We start from the raw sequence: 18,241 nt of genomic DNA, 5'->3' as shown, positions 1-18,241 counted from the left end.
ATTATGCTTCAGTCTTTTTTATCCCGTGCAGCCCTAATTTTCCTGTCAAGTGCCCTGACGGTTTTGAGTGTTGCCTGTAGTGAAGACAACAATCCTGCAACTGGTAGCAATGAATCCGCACCAATCGGGGATTTGGCGGCGGTACAGCCTGCTGAACCAACAACACCAGCTAGACCACAAGCACAATCACCAGAACCATCTGAAATTGAACCAAGTTTTTTTGAACTGGGGCTAGACAAAGCCTCCAGCGCTTTAAGTATCAGCCAATCTGCTCAATCCTCAGAGGATTGGCGCTTAGTCGCGAGTCAGTTTCGAGAAGCGATCGCGCTGATGCAAAACGTGGAGCCACAAAGTCAAGAGTTTGGACTCGCCCAAACAAAAATCACAGAATATGAGCGCCGAATCAAATATGCTCAGCGCAAAGCTAATCCTAGCCCTCCGCCGCCAGTTGTCAAACCCCAGAGGGTAATAGTTACGGTTCCTCAGACAGCAACTACACCAAAGTTCACTCCACCTCTGTCTGCTCCTGTACAAACAAGACCATTACCACCAAAGCCAGTGCCTTCATCAGCATTGCTCACCCAAGAAGAAGTATTTACAGCCCCGATCAGAAGGCGAGTTGGTGGAACACCAATTATTGCAGTTACCTTCAATGGTCAAAAGCAATTTGAGATGATTGTAGATACCGGAGCCAGTGGTACTGTAATTACTCAACAGATGGCGAACGCTTTAGGGGTAGTGCCAGTGGGTAAAGCTAGGGCAAACACAGCTAGTTCCAAGGCTGTGGAATTTCCCGTTGGTTATATTAATTCAATGGAAGTTGGCGGGGTAATGGTGAATAGAGTCCCAGTTGCGATCGCAGGCTTAGAACTAGAAACGGGACTTCTGGGACATGACTTTTTTGGCAACTACGATGTCACTATTAAACGTAATGTCGTAGAATTTCGTCCGCAATCACACTCAGAGATTAATCCCGAAGAAACTGGACTAACTGCTCCAACTTCGACCAAGCGACACCAGTTTGAAGGATATCCTTAGCGATACTAATACCTTGAGCGTGGTCTAACAATGGTATAGCACCAGCTACTTGCAGCGCCAATGATGCATTTAAAGCCACTGCATCCTTTTGCGCCTGAGTTCCCTTACCTTGTAATATCGCTTTGAGAATTGACCCATTCTCTTCGACATCCCCACCCCGGAGCATACCTATGGGAGCAGGTGTTAAATCCAACTCTAAGGGATTGACTGTAGTTAACTGTACCTCACCGTCTGATAACACCGCCAAGTCAGTTAAATCTCCTAACCCAGCTTCATCCAATTTTTCTCGCCCATGCAGAACAATTGCCTTTTGCTTGCCTAACTTATCTAACGCTTGAGCAACAGTAGCCAAAAGCTTGGGAGTATATAGCCCTACCACCTGCCCAGTGGGACGCAAAGGATTCACTAACGGCCCAAGTAAATTAAACACAGTCCGCACCTTCAGAGTTCGCCGCAATTGAGCAACCGCCTTGAGTGCTGGATGCCAACCAGGCGCGAATAAGAAAGTGATCCCTACTTCTTGTAGTGCCGCTTGCACCTTTTCGCTAGAAGCACTTAGGTTTACACCCAAGGACTCCAAAACATCAGCACTTCCCGTGAGACTTGACGCCGAGCGATTACCATGCTTTGCGACCGGTACACCATAAGCAGCGGCAACAAAGGCAACCGCTGTGGAAATATTAAAAGTTGATGACCCATCTCCGCCAGTGCCACAGGTATCTATTACAGTGCTGTTAGCGGATAGCTCTGGTTTAGTCCGTGCTGAGTGCTGAGTGCTGAGTGGCGAAGATTGGGATTGTAATACTTCTGCCATACCAGTTAACTCTTCAGCGGAAACCCCTTTAAAGTTCAGCGCTGTTAAAATTGCCCCCGATAGCTCTGGGGGAATGGCTTCAGTTAACCACCCTTGCATCAATTCAGCAGCTTGAGTTTGGGACAATGATTGTCCATCTATTAATTGTTGCAGCAGGATATACCAACTAGCAGAAGGTTCTAGCGTAGAGATTGGGGAAGTTGTCATAACTCAGGTTTGTGTATTGTAGGGTATAGCTAAATTGAGGGGCATGGGAGCTATCCTACCGAAAAATGGGAGACTAGCAGCAAAGCTTACTTCAAATATCAAGGCTTAACTGCAAAGCTGAATTAACAGAATTCTTGTTATTTGCTTTTTTGTCTACATCATATTGAACTTCATAGTTAGTAATAAATAACTCTTTTCCTTTAGCAGCACCATTCTGCTTGTAGTTATTCATGCCATACTGCAATTCCCACTCTGCAATATTGGCTGATTTAAAGTTTTCTCGAATTTGCAGTGAATTATCGTAAGTTATTAACCAGGGATGATGACATTGATGCAAAAGTTCAGCAAATTTCTGATGGTCAAAAGATGTGTGCAAGTCCCCATCTTTACCATATAACTTTGATTTAGTTGCACCATAATACGGCGGGTCTAAAAACAAAAATACGTTTTTATTTTCTGTATTTAATAGATGACTATAATCAAAATTAGTAATTTGGACATCTTTTGTTAGGATATTCTCTAATTTTTCTAGGCGTTCTATTGAAGTATCAGTAAATCGTTTATGAAAAGCTTCCTGAGAAAAACCACCTGATTCTACAGTTCCAGAGAAAGTAATTCGATTCAAAACAAAAAAGCGCACTGCTCTTTCTAAATCAGATAAATTGTTTACATCTACACTTGTTAATTCTAAAAATAGCAATTTACCATCTGTATATTTATCTTTAATATGACGAACTTCTTTAACTAAATTAGCTATATCACATTGAGCACACTTCCAGAACAGGAATAGCTCACGATTTAAATCGTTAATCCAAAACTTTAGATCAGGAAACTTTTGCTTTAAATAGATAAATACAGAACCACCACCCACAAAAGGCTCTCTAAACTCAGCAAAATTCTCTGGCAAGTATTCAACGATTTGATTTATTGCTTTTGACTTACCACCAGGATAACGTAGCGGACTTTTAATCATAATTCGTAGAAATAGTCACGCTTGGGGTAATAATAAACGTCGACAGCCTTCCTGCTCAAAATGGTGATCGGTGGTTAGCGCGTCAGTGACACCACGCTGACGCATCAATACAAAGCTGACAGCATCGCATAGAGAATAGGTCTTGTCTTGCCGCGCCACTAGAAGTTTAACTGCTTCTCGATGCAATAACTCATTAATCCATACCGTCTCGATATCTGGATTTTCTAACAAATCATTCATAAATATTAGTGCTGCTGTACGTGGGAAGCGACGGACTTGAGCTAGTGCAATAAACTCTGCTAAAACATAGCTGTGAGTTAAGCTCTCACTAACACTATCGAGAAACTCAATCGCTTTTTGATGTTCTGGTTCACCACTGTGGATATAGCAAAGCAGCCCAGATGTATCAAGTAGAAGCACTCAATTTGTTTCCTCAAGCGTATCGTTATATGCTATCGCCAAATCAGCATCAATACTTTCATTGTCTGCTCCTGTAGCGTAACCTAAGTTAATTGCTCCAGCATGACTTCGGAAGCGTTGGCGAGCTGCTTGTTTCTCTATTTCAGTTTGCGACTTTTCATATCTTGGAGAACCATACTGCCGTTCTATAGAAGTAGCTACCCATTCTGCAAGAGATACGCCTGCAACCTCAGCTTGTTGTTGCAATACCGCGTAGACTTCATCACTTAATTCCAAGCTTAAAACCTGACTCACTTCATTAAACCTCAGCTACTATATGTAATTATTGGATGTCATATCAGCTAGTTTATTGACAATACATGACCTTTTAATTTTAACCCGCTATTGTTTAAAATTAATTCTACACTAGGATATTATAGAGGTCTTTTGAGTATACTTTTAATCAAATAATTTTTGTGGTTTTATGCTTAATATCAATTATTTGCATTATCTAGATATTCCTAATAAAAGGAATACTTAACTATCTGTAAAATAGTCTGAATCTATCTTCTTTATTTCATAAACTGATACTGTTGATACACCTACATTGTTATCAATCATCAATTGTGCTAATTCTTGTCCATCTATTAGTACAACCTTTATATCTATTCCTGATACATATCTTTTTGCATCTTGAGTAAAATTAGAAGTGGTAATAAATACTCCTTTTTTTGCTCTTTGCCCATATAACGCGCCAACAAATTTTTGGATTTCTGGTCTACCTATAACATTAGAATCCCATCTTTTAGCTTGGATATAAACAACATCTAATCCTAATTTATCTTCTTTAATTATCCCATCAATTCCACCGTCGCCACTTTTACCAATGGCTTTCCCCGCATCACGCCTTGAACCTCCATAACCCATTTTGATAAGTAAATCGATAACAAGTCTTTCAAAAAAATCTGGTGAAATGTTTTTAACACGTGCAATTAAATCTATTTACAATTCTTTGCGGATTTTTTGATGCCCTAGTTCTATAGATTCTTGGGGAGTTGTTTCCAATATTTCATTAAAATCAGAACTAAGCTTATCATCTTGCTTTTTTAAACTCTTGAAGTTAATAAAGTTAGGAAACTGGCTAAGAAATTGAACATCTATCTCTTTTTGGGATTGTCTAACTACGTTTATACCTTGTTCTGTAATCTCAAAATATCCTCTTTTTGGAGTGACTAATAAACCTGCTTTTTTCAAGTATGTTCTTGCCCATCCTACCCGATTATCAAATACTGGTTGTTGACCGCTAGGTAATAATTCTTTGCGTTCATATTCACTTAAATTAAACTGATCTGCTAACGCTCCAATGACTTCTCTCATAGAGTGTTCTTGACCATCACTTGCATATTTAAGTAAGGGAAGCATTATCTTTTGATAATCAGGTATTGCCATTGTTATCTATTTAAAAGGTTCCAAAACTAAGACTATAGCCAGCAAGTTTTAATAATATTTAATTTTTTTAGCTGTTTGCAGTCTCTAGTATTGGAATCTGAATTGCAAACTCTGCACCATTACCAGGGGAAGATAAACACTGGAATGTACCACTGTGGGCTTCTGTGATTATCTGATAACTAATCGACAGTCCTAAACCTGTACCTTTGCCTTCTGGTTTTGTGCTAAAGAAAGCTTGAAAAACTTTTTGCTGCACTGATTCTGACATTCCAAGTCCATTATCAGAGATGCGAATTGTAACTTGATGGTTATCTGATGTAGTGCAAATAGTGATGATATTAGGATTCTGTTCTAAATAAGCAAAAGTCTTTTCTTGGTTAGATTCTTCTAGGGCATCAATGGCATTAGCTAACAAGTTCATAAACACCTGATTTAGTTGCCCAGGATAACAAGCAACTTTGGGTAAATCACCGTAATTCTTAATAATTTGAATCGCTGGACGGTCTGGATTAGCTTTTAGGCGATGCGATAATATCATCAGTGTGGTTTCAATTCCTTCATGAATATCAACTGCCCTTTTGTCTGAACCATCGTTGCGTGAAAAGTTACGCAGAGATTGCATAATATCTCGAATACGTCTGGTTCCCAAGTTCATTGAAGAAATCATATTTGGTAAATCTTCTAACAGAAAGTCTAGATCAATTGCCTCAATTTCGTTTGCAATTTCTGCTGGTGGATTAGGCAAATACTTCTGGTAAAGATGCAATAGATTAATTAAGTCTTGAACATATTGCTTGGCATGGGATAGGTTGGTAAAAATGAAGCTAACTGGATTATTAACCTCATGGGCAACTCCCGCGACAAGCTGCCCTAGAGAAGAAATTTTCTCTGTGTGGACGAGTTGAGTTTGAGTTTGTTGGAGTTGTGAAAGAGCTATTTCTAAGTCTTGAGATTTTTCTTGTTCTTTGGCATAAAGACGAGCATTCTTGATAGCGATCGCAGCTTGAGAGGATAATATCTTTAGAAGTTCTAAACGCTCAGGAGTAAATGCCCCAGTCACTAGATTATTTTCTAGATAAAATATACCGATAAACTTACTTTGGTAAAAAATGGGGACGCACAATACTGATTTGCATTCATATTGTTGAATATATGGGTCTTTGTTAGATATGGGATCAGTTGTCGCATCTCTGATTACCAATGGTTGCTGAGTTCTTGCTACATAATTTATGAGCTTTTTGGGAATAACTTCACTTTCTTCTACAAGAATTGCTCGCAAGACAATTTGTGATTCATTAAAACTGCTATCAATTGCTTCGATAAATAGTTGATTGTCTTTTTCTAAAATTAGGCAACCTTTTTGAGCACCAGCATTTTCTAAGATGATGTGTAGGAGTGTGCGAGGTAAACTTTCTAAAGAGATTTCGTTAGTAATCGCCTCACTTGCTTTCATCACTGTAACGATGTCCAGATTTTCACCACTGCTTGTAGTAGAGTGTGTGGTCATGGACACATCTGATTTTAGTGTTTTAGCTATGCTGCTTGTAGGAGCGATCGCAGTATTGCTGCGAAGAATTAATTCAGGATGTCGCTTTTCTAAATCTTTGACTTTGGCTAAACTACCCCAACGGTTGTAACTGTAATACGCCTCAGTCATATAAACTTGGGCAATCTTTTTCTTACCTAGTGATAAATAAAATTCTGCGGCGCGTTCATGAGAAAGTGCTTCTTCTTGAATGTAACCGTTTTCTGCGGCTCCAGAGATGGCGCGATCGTAGTATTCCATTGCCTCCATACACTCCCCAAGTACTCGATGATATTCAGCTTTTACTAAACAAAACTTGTGCCAATGATTCATTGGCGCATGTTCTGCCCACTGCTTGAGTTTTTCCTGATTTGCAATTACCCGTAATAACAAGGTTTCTGTTTCTGTCCCTTGTGTCTGCGGCAAAATAGCAAGCTGAGTGAGAGAATCATAAAAGTGGAATACTGGAACCATGAAAGATCCAGTTACCCCATCTAGATAATCTTTGGCATGGTCAGCTACTTCAACCGCCTGGTAATACTCCGCAAATAAGTAGCAAAGAATTAGTTTGTTAATGTATAACGTGCCGATCGCATAGCGATCATTTGCCTTTAAATGTGATGGCAGCATAATTTCTTCGTTGTATGCTACACCTCGCAACTTCCAGGTACACTGTTGATCACTAGTTAAATTTAATACAGATTGCTGAAATACTTTGAGATAGTTATGAGCAACTTCCTGCTTGATTTGATCCAAAGCTTGACTATAGGTTGCGATCTCTGGTTTTAGGGCTATCAGTTCTTTGCCAAGGAAATAAGAAAGGGAGCAATAATTATAAGCACAGTAGGCAGAGTATTCTAGATCGCCTGTTTCCAAACCGCTATGATGTGCATCTAGTAGCGGTATTAGAGACTCTTGAATGTGATGCTTCCAGGGTTTAACGAAGGGGTAAACCATGTTGAAGGTACTAGCTCTGAGTTCCTTACCCTTTAAACGAGATAGTAAACCTAATGCTAATTGACCAGCGCGATCGCCTGCATCAATATCTCCCATGACTCCGCAGAGAATCACTGCATACCAGGCATATGCGAGGGTAGACACTGGGGCATTACCGTATTTTACTGATAACCTCACCTGCTTAAATACAATTAGCGGCAGCAACATCGGTACTGCTTGATATACTGCGGCGGTAACTGTCCCAATAATCCGCATCACTGCTAGCATTTGGGGATCGGTCATCTCTGGGAGGTCAATTAAATCCTCAAAGGACTTTCCTGTAAGTGCGAATTGGGTTTCTTGCAAACTTTGGTTAATGTCTGCTTGACTAGGCTGGTCGGGAAATATCACCCCTAAAAGTTCTAGAACAGTTAGTGCAGTTTTAATACCTTCGAGTTGTCTGCTCTGTGCTACATAAGCCTGAATTTTGACTTCATAGACCTTCACTTTGTCAAGTAACGTGTGAGCATTTTGTAGTACAAGGCTTGTTAACTGCTCCATCTGCTCATAGTCACCACCTAGATAGGCTGCTTCGGCGGCTTCAACTACTAATGTCAAAGTCAAGTCATATTGATCAAGCCAGCTATCTATTGCTAGAAGTTTTAAACCTGTGGTTAAATAAGCGATCGCTACTATATATGCTGTTGCTGCCTTAGCTTTGCGTCCAGCGAACAAATTTAGTTCAGCTAGTTGCTGCTGTTCTGATTGTGTGATCAGGTCAGCACCGACATTTAATTGATTAATAATATTAAAAATATTTTCCTCTAATTGATCAGCGGGAGTGTTTTGCAACAACTGCTGACCAATCTTTAAATGTGTGACTTGTTTTTGATTATCAGGAATTAATGAGTAGGCGGCTTGTTGGACGCGATCATGCAAAAATCGGTAGGTAATATTCAAGTTATCAAATCCTAAATCTGCTAACTCTTCCGTAGCAAATAGTAGAGGTATGCGGTATTCATTCTTATGGGGCAAAATTAAACCTAATTGCAAAGCTGGTTGCAACGCTTGTGCTACCTTTTGTAGAGGCATGGCGCTCACAGTTGCTAATACATCTAAGCTGAAGCGATTCCCAATACACGCCGCTAACTGTAACACTGTTTGAGTAGCCTCTGGCAGCTTTTGTATATTGCTTGCAACTAACTCGACAACACCTTTATCTACAATATTCACTGTTTGGATTTGCTGAATATCCCACAACCAGATTCCTTGGATAAAATCAAATTTAAGTAGATTTTCTTGGTAAAGTGCTTTGAGTAATTGAGTCAAAAAGAAGGGATTGCCCTGAGTTTTGTTAAATAACAGTTCCGCTATTGCTGGAATTTTTTCTAAATCACCTAACGTATCCGCAACTATTTGGTATACATGGGGTAATTCTAATGGGCTTAATACGATATCGTTAATAATTGTGTTTGCTTTTTGGATGTCTTCCAAAGTCCTCATTAAGGGATGGGTGGGACTGACTTCGTTATCTCGATATGCCCCAATTAACAGCAAATATTGACTATCTGGATTAGTCATTAATACCTGAATTAATTTTAGCGAGGCAGAATCAGCCCACTGTAAGTCATCCAAAAATACTACTAGGGGATGTGACTTTTGAGTAAAGACTTGAATGAAAGACTGAAAAACTCGATTGAAGCGGTTAAGGCTTTCTGTTGCACCTAATTGCAGAACTACTGGTTGTTTGCCGATGATTAATTCAACTTCTGGAATGACATCAATGATGATTTGACCATTTTTACATAACGCTTGGAGCAATTTTTCTTTCCAAGTTTCGAGCCTTTCAGTATTTTCAGTTAATAGTTGCTGCATCAAAGATTGAAATGCTTGAATTACAGAAGCATAGGGAATATTGCGTTTAAATTGATCAAATTTACCATGAATGAAATAACCCCTTTGCCTGACGATTGGTTTATGCACTTCATTTACCAGCGATGACTTACCAATGCCAGAGTAGCCAGAAACCAACATGATTTCGCTCTTGCCTTGGCTAATGCGCTCAAATGCTGCTAATAAAGTAGAAACTTCTCGTTCTCGTCCATACAACTGTTGTGAAATCAGTAATTGAGAAGTGCGATCGCGTTGTCCTGGGATAAAATTAGAAATTCCCTTGACTGTGAGTTCCTCAAGACAGAATTCCAAATCAGCTAATAATCCGGCGGCACTTTGATAGCGGTCTTCAGCATTTTTCGCCATCAATTTCACGACAATGGCAGCAATAGTTCCAGAAACCTCTGGATTCAACTGTTCAATTGATATTGCTTGCTTGGCAATATGACAGTGAACTATCTCGAGTAAATCGTCACTCACAAAAGGCAGTTGACCTGTTAGCATCTCATAAAATGTGACACCCAATGAGTAAAAATCACTGCGGTAATCTACAGTGCGATTCATTCTCCCGGTTTGTTCAGGAGACATGTAGGCAAGAGTTCCTTCTAGTTGGCTGGGGTTAGTTAGTTGTGGTGTTTCTTTATCTAAATATGAGGCGATACTGAAGTCAGTAATTTTGACAATTCCCGTTTGTGGATTAATGATGATATTGGCGGGTTTAATATCTTTGTGAATAATTTGCTTCTGATGCAGCCACAAAAGAGCTTTTGTTAGTTGTATAGCAATTTTGAGAAAGGAAACTTCAGACAACTTTTGTTGGGAAATAAATTGCTTGAGACTCACACCACCAAAGTCTTCTGCCACTAACACCAAACTGTTTTGATGGCTTTCTAAGCCATAGGCTTTGATAATACCTTCACAGTTGAGATTTTCTGTAGTTTTATATTCGTGCTTGAAGCGAGTAATCTGTTCAAGAGTGGGATACTCTGCCTTGAGAACTTTGAGCATGACAGGCTGCTGGTTTTTTTTTGCCTGAGCACGGTAAACAATGGTATTAATGCCTTCATATATGATTTCCGTTAAGTCATAACCTGAAATTATCGGATTTAACGGCATAATCTCTCCTTTCCCTGTACTTGAGCGCTCACTTCATATATTTCCCACTGGGAAAGGTAGAATTTCATAATATAGTTATAAAATATACTTTGTAACTATAGAATCTGCCTTTTTGTATGTATTCTTGGTGGTGTGGTTATAGAGCATCAGCAACTACCGTGATGAGCGAAATAGTACACGACCTAGAGATTCTTCTTGATTAATTCGCGCATACAGCCGAAGACAAGTCAAAACTTCCCCTGGAACTCCTCCACAATTTAGTTGCAGGTCATCTTTAGATAAAGCACAGATATCTGCATATAGTCCCGATAATTGACGAATCCGCACTTCATAACCTGCTGCATTTGCCTGATCAGCAACTTTTTTCAAAATACGCCGCGATTCTTGTTGTAGCTTACCCCACCAGGAATAACGCTCAGCAGGTGGTACAAATACTAAAGAATGTATTGCCTCATCCATGTCAATCCAAGCACGCAAAGTTAACAGTGGCTCAGCATTTTCCTCAGCCTTTTGGGTGCGCTCGAAGCGATCGCCTAAAGCATTAATGTATTGATTTTGCTGTTCTGGATTGGAGTACAAAGAGATTACATCAAAGCCAAAAACGCTTTTTAAGGCATGATGTAAATCTGGGTCTAGTTCGATAAATTTTATACAAATTAGCAGTAACCCAGCTAGTAAATATAAATTCCCAGATTCATTATTTTGGACAATTTCCGAATTTGACAGTGCTTTTTGAGATAAACACAATCCCCTAGCTCTAACAGTACCGCTAAGTCCAGGGTAGATAATTTCATCTCGGAAAAAGGGCAGTTGATAGAGATTAGAATTATTCTCTCTTGCACCAGCTTCTTGAGCCAGAGCCAAGCTACGCTGTCGCCAAGATGTAGCCAAATCCTCTGGAACTCGTAGTAACTTGCGTTGAATTTCGTTCCACAAATCTGAGTCAGTTTGGCTTTGTAATGGAGAATTACCCAGATAATAACCAAGTTCTGGGTCAGAATCGAAAGCTTCTCGAAGATGACTTAGTTTTAAAGCATTTGGGAGCGGCATATCTTCCCAGCCAGAGTCTTGTTGTAGAGGTGCAGCTACAGCGGGTTGTAATAAGCTATGAAGTTCTTGCAGTACCTCATCGCATATTTCAGATCCAGGATCTAGTGGAAATTCTGTGCGAGCCTGATTTAAAGTAGCCTCTAGTCCGTACAGACTAAACCGCAGTAATTGAGCTAGTTTTGAGTTTTCTATTTTTAATAACTGATGTAGATGCTGCATGAATGTCACTTTTTTTCTATCTCACGCAGAGGCGCAGAGTCGCAGAGAAAACCTCTGTGTCTCTGCGTCTCTGCGTGAGGCAAGCTTAATGTATGCCGCAAAACGGATCACGTTCTTTATCGACTTCGTTGGGTTGCAAGTCTAATTCAGTATAAAAAACACATCCCTCTTGCTTGAGGCATTCTTGATTTTTCGATGTCCAGTAAGGCACTTCACCAGCGTGCATCCGCAGAATGCCTTTATCATCGAGAGTCACACGATATTGGCAAGGGTAATCTGTGGTAATATCTGGTTTGCTGAGTGCGCCAATTCGCATCCATTTTTTGGTGTTGGTTTCGGCATCTGTTTGATAAACATAAAAAGTGTGCTGGCCAGTTTGTGGGAAATGAGGCAAGGAGTTACTGATTAACCCACTTCCTGATTGCGGTGTGCCATCGCGTAGATAGTGAAATTCTTGGAGCGTACCATCATCATTGCCTACTTCAAACACCAAATGATAGGCATGTGGTTGATCAACGGTTGCTGACTCAATCACATTGACGGCGATATCACCATCATTTAAGTCTTTGTAAGGACGTTCAACTGCGATATTCCACTTCAATTTACCATCGGCAAACAACGCTGATCCTTCTTTCCCGGAACCTGCCATTATTGCTGATCCTACATCAATGCCAGGAACGTCAATTAAATAATGGGGATTTCCTTGACAAAGCAGCACGCTAAACTGAAGTGTTTGATCAATCTCAAATTGGACTTTAATTTTTTTGAGAAATTCAGACTCATTTATTCTAAGTTTCTCCATAAGGTTTCTGCCGTCAAAGCTACCCCAAAGTCTTAAATCTCCATCTTCGTAGTCCTGACGGTAAATGATGTTGGTCAATTGTATCCCTTGCCAAGCAGTCCGAACTTTTGCTACCGCCTCCCAAGGCGCGAGTTGATACAGTTCTTGTCCTGCTTTGAATATTGGTAGCAAATCGTTGGTTTGGGTTTTGCGTTTGAAGTTGCAAGGCAGATAATAAAAGAGGTTTTTGACATCAATTTCTAGCTGGTTGGCTCCCTTACGCAGTAATGCTTTGGATTCTTCTGGATCAAATCTTAGTCTCCGCAACTTCTCGGCATAGCAAGCACCAGCGGATGTGGCTAGCTTAGTAAATTCCAGCACAAAGGTAATCCGTTCTGGATTCCAGACAAAATATGGAGAGTTGCTAAATTCTTGGTAGATTTGGCGTTGTACTAAATCGAGATTGCAAGTTTTGCCAGACAGAATTAACCAATCAACTTTTAGAGAGTTTCTGAAATCTTTGGTAGTATCTTGAGAACGTAAACGACTTTCCATTAGTCCTTTGGCAATACCGATCGCTTCTTTTATTGCTGAAGAAGCAGCTCGTTCAAATTGCTGACTATCTAAAGTAACGCAGATGTTATTTGGATCTTTAACCTGTAATTTAACACCATTTTGGGTGAGCAGTTCCGAAATTTGCTGTTCACAAAGAGTGAACGTCAATAGAGAATTATCTGTGGTTGATTGCCCAAGTTTGAGTTTAGCTGCTTCTGCATGATCCCACAGAGTATAAAAGGTTTGCAAACGTTGAGGTGCTTGTTGCCAACGGGTAGGTAATACTTTCTCGGCAGTATCTAGGGCATCTTTGTAAGCAACGTCACCTTCTGGATTCTCTCTATCTAGACATTTTAAAAGGCTGCCGCTTTTAAATTTGCCTTGTTCTAAGAAACGCTCATTTAACTCTGAATTAATTAAATCTTCTAGCTTTTCGCTTTCGATATCACCTGTTGTTACTGCTACTAACAAAAAGTCAGCGATCGCAACTTTCAATAATCTAAAAATTCGCAGTGTAATTAACTCACCACCCAATTGTAAATGACCGGATGAACCTAACAGTTTCGGTGTAAGTTTATAATACCGTCCTCCCAAACCTCGGTCTTCATAATTGGCAAAAGTAGGGGTTTTATCTTCTAAAGTGAGTTCAATCAAAGCTAAATCTGTTGTTCCCCCGCCAATATCCAAGACCAGAACATTTTGTGACCATTTGTTCCCTTCTTGGCGACAACGGGTTTTAAATGACTCAATACCAATGTTGAGATTACCGCCAAATTCTCGCCACAAAAAGAATATCGCTACAGAAACGGCTTCATCATAAGCAGTTTGCACATCGTCAATCCCCAGCTGCTCAATCAATTCCTTAATTTCTTTACGAACAACTGGCGGCGCGACAGTTGGGTAAGTGACAACTGCTGTTAAAAAATCTCCCTCAGAAAATCTGCGTCTTGCTCGTTGGCGGTAGTCTTCAGTTAACTCAATAAGATGTCCCCAAGCTCCTTGGATTAGCTCGTTAACAGTAATTGTTTCTTCTGCACCATTCAAAATAACTGGAAAAGATCGTTCCTGTCCAAAGTAGCGTTTGGGTGAATGGTGAAATCTGCTGATAATTTCTTTTATTGAGCTGCTTGTACTTTGAGCGATCGCTTTTTTTCTATTGTCTCTAGCTTCTCTACCCATCCGCAGTTTTAAATCCGCTAACTTAAAAATTTCCAACTCGCTAGGAATTTCCGTATCGCGGCGATCAATATCCAAAACCATCGGAATCAAATTTTGAGACTCTAGTGCCGGGACGCGGAACACTTCATGATATATCTGGTAAAGTTTTTTGCTGACAGCGCGGCGGAATCGCTCGCTGTTACCTAGACAAAGTTCTATTTGACGAATAGTTTCCAAAAATCGCTCTTTGTTATCACTTTCAAAAACTTCACTCAAACGACTGGGTTCTATCTCCAGGTTTTTGCTAATATCAGCGATAAACTTTTCCCATTCACTATCGCTAACATCTGGTAGAGCTAACGAAGCGGGAGAACTCAGCCATTGAGCTAAGCAGGAGCGCAACCTGATCTCTTGTTCTTTTGGTAAAATTTCTGCGATCGGCACTTCAATCGGATCGAAAAGTGTAACTGTAGAATTTGAGGTTCCAAAATCTAGGGCAAACCATCCTGGAAATCTTTTTTTTTGCTCACTTGGTTGTTGATCATTATGATTGTTGAATTGAAAAGGGTTCATTGCAGTATCCGTAAGCGCAGAATTCATTAAGTGCTATGAGAAGAACAGGAAAGTTATTAAACCTATTGTAAAAAGCAGTACTTTATGATTGGAAACCACAGATAAACACAAATGCACACAGATGAATTAATTATCTGTGTTTATCTGTGTGTATCTGTGGTTTAAACTCAAAAACATCTACTTTTATCAGATGTTTATTAAAAGTTTCTATCCCAAGCATAATTTTTGCAACTACATAGAAATATCTAAGTAAGAAAATGTGGCAAGTTCTGAGAGAATCTGCAACCAAGTAGGAATTGGTATTTCATCTGGCGAGTTTCCCGCCGCCAAATACCTCAACAACGCTTCTTCTTTTGAGATATTTTGTAAACTGGGAATAATTTGATCCAAAATACCTTCTATTTCTAAATTAACTTGCTGATTAACTTCGCTAACATACTGCACAAGGTGGAGACTAGCGCTAGCAGTAATTTCATCTCGCAGTCGCAGCACTAGAAGTTGGTGGTTGCTACCTCTAGATAAGCCTTGACTTCTTTCTGGTGCCCAGTCAAAAATTTGACCAATGTTGTGTTTGTCGTTTTGACGCGCTAAGGGAAATATAATTTCGGATGTAATCGCTTTGTTTTTACTATTGATTTCGGAGATGATTGCTTCTTTCCATTGATTAGGATCGCAACCCAAGAACAATTTATAAAATAGATCAGCTGCTTCAAAACCAAATTTATCTTCAATATCTCGTTCCATTTCTGGATATAAAATTGCTTTGAGATATTCACGTTCTTGAGCTACATAACTTGATAATTTGTTCAACAAATCTAAAACTGCTTGACGAATGCGATCGCGGGCAAAATCTTCGACTTCCTTAACGGTTTTTTCAAATACTGGATAAAAATCATCACTCTTTGTAGGTAGAGAACTATTGACTCTGTTTCCTCTGTCAAATAGCTTTCCAGCTGCACCTTTAGATTCTGCCAGAGCGATCGTACCATTATTTGCTTTGTTTAAGAGTAAAGTCCACTGGTTCCAATTTAGTATTCTAAAGGTTAATTCATCTTTCACTACATCACTGACAACAACACCACGTTGATCCTTAAGTGGTTCTTTGCCTAAATCTTTTTGAAAGTTCCTGTAGATTTTATCCAAGTTTTCTACTACAACGCACAACTCGACAAAAGCTGGGCTGTCTGCTGTCGGTATGCCTTGCTGATGAATTTCTTCTATGATGTTTTTCAAGTCATCTTGCTGCTGTCGCACAGCATCAGCAGCTCTACGAGTATCTTCATACAGTTGCTTCAAACCGTGAGTAGCTACGTGGCTTTGAATCAATTCTCGTAGTTTACTAATACCCCCGTCTTGAGCAAAGTAACCTAGCTGTCTGCCAAGATGACTCCGGGCATTAGATTCTAGCAAATATTCGCTTAAGCTTGCCCATTTTTGTTGTAGCCGTTTAGACCGATCTAAGTAATCAGGATAGTCTAAGTTAGCCAAAAACTCTGGTGAGCCTGCTTTGACTGTACTAGAACGTTTTGCTAAATCAGCTAATCCTAACAGCGGCGACAAGAGAACGATGCGGTCTTTTTGAGTCGTAAATGCACTTGCACCATCAATAATAGTTTGCAAAACTTTCAGTTTTTGGAAAACAGTCTCTTCCTGTAAAGGATTCTTGACTAGGCTATCTTCAATCAGTTGGTCTAGTTCTCGTTCACCACCCTCACTGTCTAAGGGTAGTTGATCAAAGCGACCTACACCGACCAAAATTAAATCTTTGAGGTCTTGTCCTGGTCGCTGCTGCTGCATCATGGTAAAAATTTTATTAGCGCGATCGCTTCCTGGAGATTTGCCATTCAGTAACACCAAAATCGTCTGTACTTCTGCTAGTTCCCGCAGCGACAAAAAAGTGTCTCTAGCCCCCGAATTAGCAGCCCCCAATCCTGGAAAATCTAAGAGAATAAATTTGTCAGCACCCGCAAAATCCCAAATTTCCCGTGATATTTTCACTTCAATATCTACACGACGGATCAGTGGGAAGCTATTTTGTAATAACTTTGTTGGTAATCTCTGGGGAGGGCTTGGTAATCGGACATGAGTTGGAGGTAAATCCTCAAAGCTCAAAGTTTGGATTGCCATCGGCTGCTCGGCTAGCTGTAAACCTTCACGGGCAGTGGTAGCATCAATCTGGTAGCGCCCATCACACATAGCTTCCCCATAAGAGTGATAAGCACGGATGAACAACACCAATTCCCGTAGCAAATAACGTAACTCCAAGTTATTACTGCTATTCCATGATTCTTCACACCAGCTCAAAATATCTTTCCAAGAGTTGAGTTTCGAGAGCAGTACAAGCGGAAGTCCTGCTGCTGTTGACCTTCTATTTGCCTCTGCTAGCATGAAGTGCAGGCACTCATTCACTCCTTCGTGAGAAAGATACTCTACAGTAAAATTACTCGCTTGTGTTGTGATAAAACCATCTTGCGGTATGATGTGAATGGCGGTAACATTACCTGTAGTAGGATTTTCACTCACTGGCAAGGCATCTGCATATCCAATCAGGCTACCTAAAAGCAGGGTTTTGCCGCTACTAAATTCCCCCATTACACCAATTTTCACTGGCGAAGTAGCAAGTTTTATAGTTTTCTCAGCAGCTTCCCGGAGATCTAAAAGACATTCATCGAGGCTAGTTGGAACCCAATCTTCTTGTTTAGAAGGGTGCTGGGGTATCGAGTCTAATTTACGGAGGATGAACTCGCCGTAATCTTTAAAACGATCCAGTTTTTCTGGTTCCATAGAATAGTTTTTCGCCTAACATAAATTTCTGTGAGCTTTATAACACAAAAAACGTGATCAACAGCCATTCATATAATGTGTTGAAGCTATATTTTGCATTTATCTGAGTTCATTTGCTATTTTAGTGTGGGCTATTTTTATTAGCTCAGAGCATTATGACAAATCTGGTTTAGGCAACAACAGTAAAAAATAAATAAATATTTATATTGGCAAAAATACTTGATCATCGTAAATATTGTCTTATGACGGAACAGCTTTATAAAAAATTATACTTTCCTGGTGAAGCTAAATTAAATGTTTGAGGAGCATAAGAAAATATAAATATTTTAAGTGAGAGATTGCGTTAATATTACTTCCTTTATCTTTAAATGGTTTTCGCTTTATAAAAATTTTAAAATAACCTATTAAAAATTTTAAATAGATAAACTTTTAGTATGCTGAATTTTGCTTCCTCTATATTTATTTAATCAGTATTTAGCCATATTTGTATCGCAGAATACCTTTAAACAGCTTATTAAAGCAAGAGATTGAATCTCACAGTCACAAATTTTTATTGTTTATTGAGATTTAACTTCATCTAGCTTTAGCAAGCAAACAGTCTAATAAAAAGTCATATATTCAATAATTTATCCAGAATAATCAACTAAGTGATTTCACTATTTTTTTAATAAAAAAAATAGCTTATTATTAGTTAATAATATTTATTCTTTTATTTATTTTAATCAACTACAAAATCTCATTATTCGCAGAACAGGCAGGTAAAAGTGTTTC

At 39.5% G+C, this 18,241-nt stretch carries 11 protein-coding genes; 1 reads left to right on the top strand and 10 read right to left on the bottom strand.

Features of this window, described 5'->3' with window-relative positions; translation table 11 throughout:
* Positions 1–3: 3 nt before the first annotated feature.
* The gene (locus tag FNW02_RS21890; protein ID WP_191759607.1) at positions 4–1,038 is read left to right on the top strand and encodes a retropepsin-like aspartic protease family protein; all 1,035 of its coding nucleotides are present in this window, start codon (positions 4–6) and stop codon (positions 1,036–1,038) included.
* Here the strand turns inward: FNW02_RS21890 and trpD are convergent.
* From trpD to FNW02_RS21845, 10 genes are all read right to left on the bottom strand, one after another.
* Positions 968–2,059, bottom strand: a complete 1,092-nt coding sequence (gene trpD, locus FNW02_RS21885; RefSeq protein WP_191759606.1) for an anthranilate phosphoribosyltransferase — start codon at positions 2,057–2,059, stop codon at positions 968–970. The genes FNW02_RS21890 and trpD overlap by 71 nt on opposite strands.
* Positions 2,060–2,150: 91 nt before the next feature.
* Positions 2,151–3,032 (bottom strand): DNA adenine methylase, encoded by an 882-nt coding sequence (locus FNW02_RS21880; RefSeq protein WP_191759605.1) that lies wholly within the window; start codon positions 3,030–3,032, stop codon positions 2,151–2,153.
* 15 nt (positions 3,033–3,047) lie between these two features.
* Positions 3,048–3,452: a PIN domain-containing protein gene (locus tag FNW02_RS21875; RefSeq protein WP_191759604.1), complete on the bottom strand. Its 405-nt coding sequence runs from the start codon at positions 3,450–3,452 to the stop codon at positions 3,048–3,050.
* On the bottom strand, positions 3,453–3,746 hold the full coding sequence (locus tag FNW02_RS21870; protein WP_191759603.1) for a hypothetical protein: 294 nt from the start codon (positions 3,744–3,746) through the stop codon (positions 3,453–3,455).
* 222 nt (positions 3,747–3,968) lie between these two features.
* Positions 3,969–4,406 (bottom strand): restriction endonuclease, encoded by a 438-nt coding sequence (locus tag FNW02_RS38855; protein ID WP_348535430.1) that lies wholly within the window; start codon positions 4,404–4,406, stop codon positions 3,969–3,971.
* Positions 4,407–4,433: 27 nt separating this feature from the next.
* Positions 4,434–4,880: a winged helix-turn-helix domain-containing protein gene (locus tag FNW02_RS38850; RefSeq protein ID WP_225225822.1), complete on the bottom strand. Its 447-nt coding sequence runs from the start codon at positions 4,878–4,880 to the stop codon at positions 4,434–4,436.
* Between the two features lie 67 nt (positions 4,881–4,947).
* Positions 4,948–10,350 (bottom strand): trifunctional serine/threonine-protein kinase/ATP-binding protein/sensor histidine kinase, encoded by a 5,403-nt coding sequence (locus tag FNW02_RS21860; RefSeq protein ID WP_191759602.1) that lies wholly within the window; start codon positions 10,348–10,350, stop codon positions 4,948–4,950.
* Positions 10,351–10,503: 153 nt separating this feature from the next.
* Positions 10,504–11,619, bottom strand: a complete 1,116-nt coding sequence (locus tag FNW02_RS21855) for a hypothetical protein (RefSeq protein WP_191759653.1) — start codon at positions 11,617–11,619, stop codon at positions 10,504–10,506.
* An 85-nt stretch (positions 11,620–11,704) separates the two neighbouring features.
* Positions 11,705–14,686, bottom strand: a complete 2,982-nt coding sequence (locus FNW02_RS21850; protein ID WP_191759601.1) for an acetate and sugar kinases/Hsc70/actin family protein — start codon at positions 14,684–14,686, stop codon at positions 11,705–11,707.
* Between the two features lie 231 nt (positions 14,687–14,917).
* The gene (locus tag FNW02_RS21845; protein ID WP_191759600.1) at positions 14,918–17,470 is read right to left on the bottom strand and encodes a P-loop NTPase family protein; all 2,553 of its coding nucleotides are present in this window, start codon (positions 17,468–17,470) and stop codon (positions 14,918–14,920) included.
* Positions 17,471–18,241 lie beyond the last annotated feature (771 nt).

The sequence above is a fragment of the Komarekiella delphini-convector SJRDD-AB1 genome, assembly GCF_014831675.1.
Taxonomy (GTDB): domain Bacteria; phylum Cyanobacteriota; class Cyanobacteriia; order Cyanobacteriales; family Nostocaceae; genus Komarekiella.
Note: the sequence above shows the minus strand (reverse complement) of the source record. Positions and strands in the feature narration are given on the sequence as shown.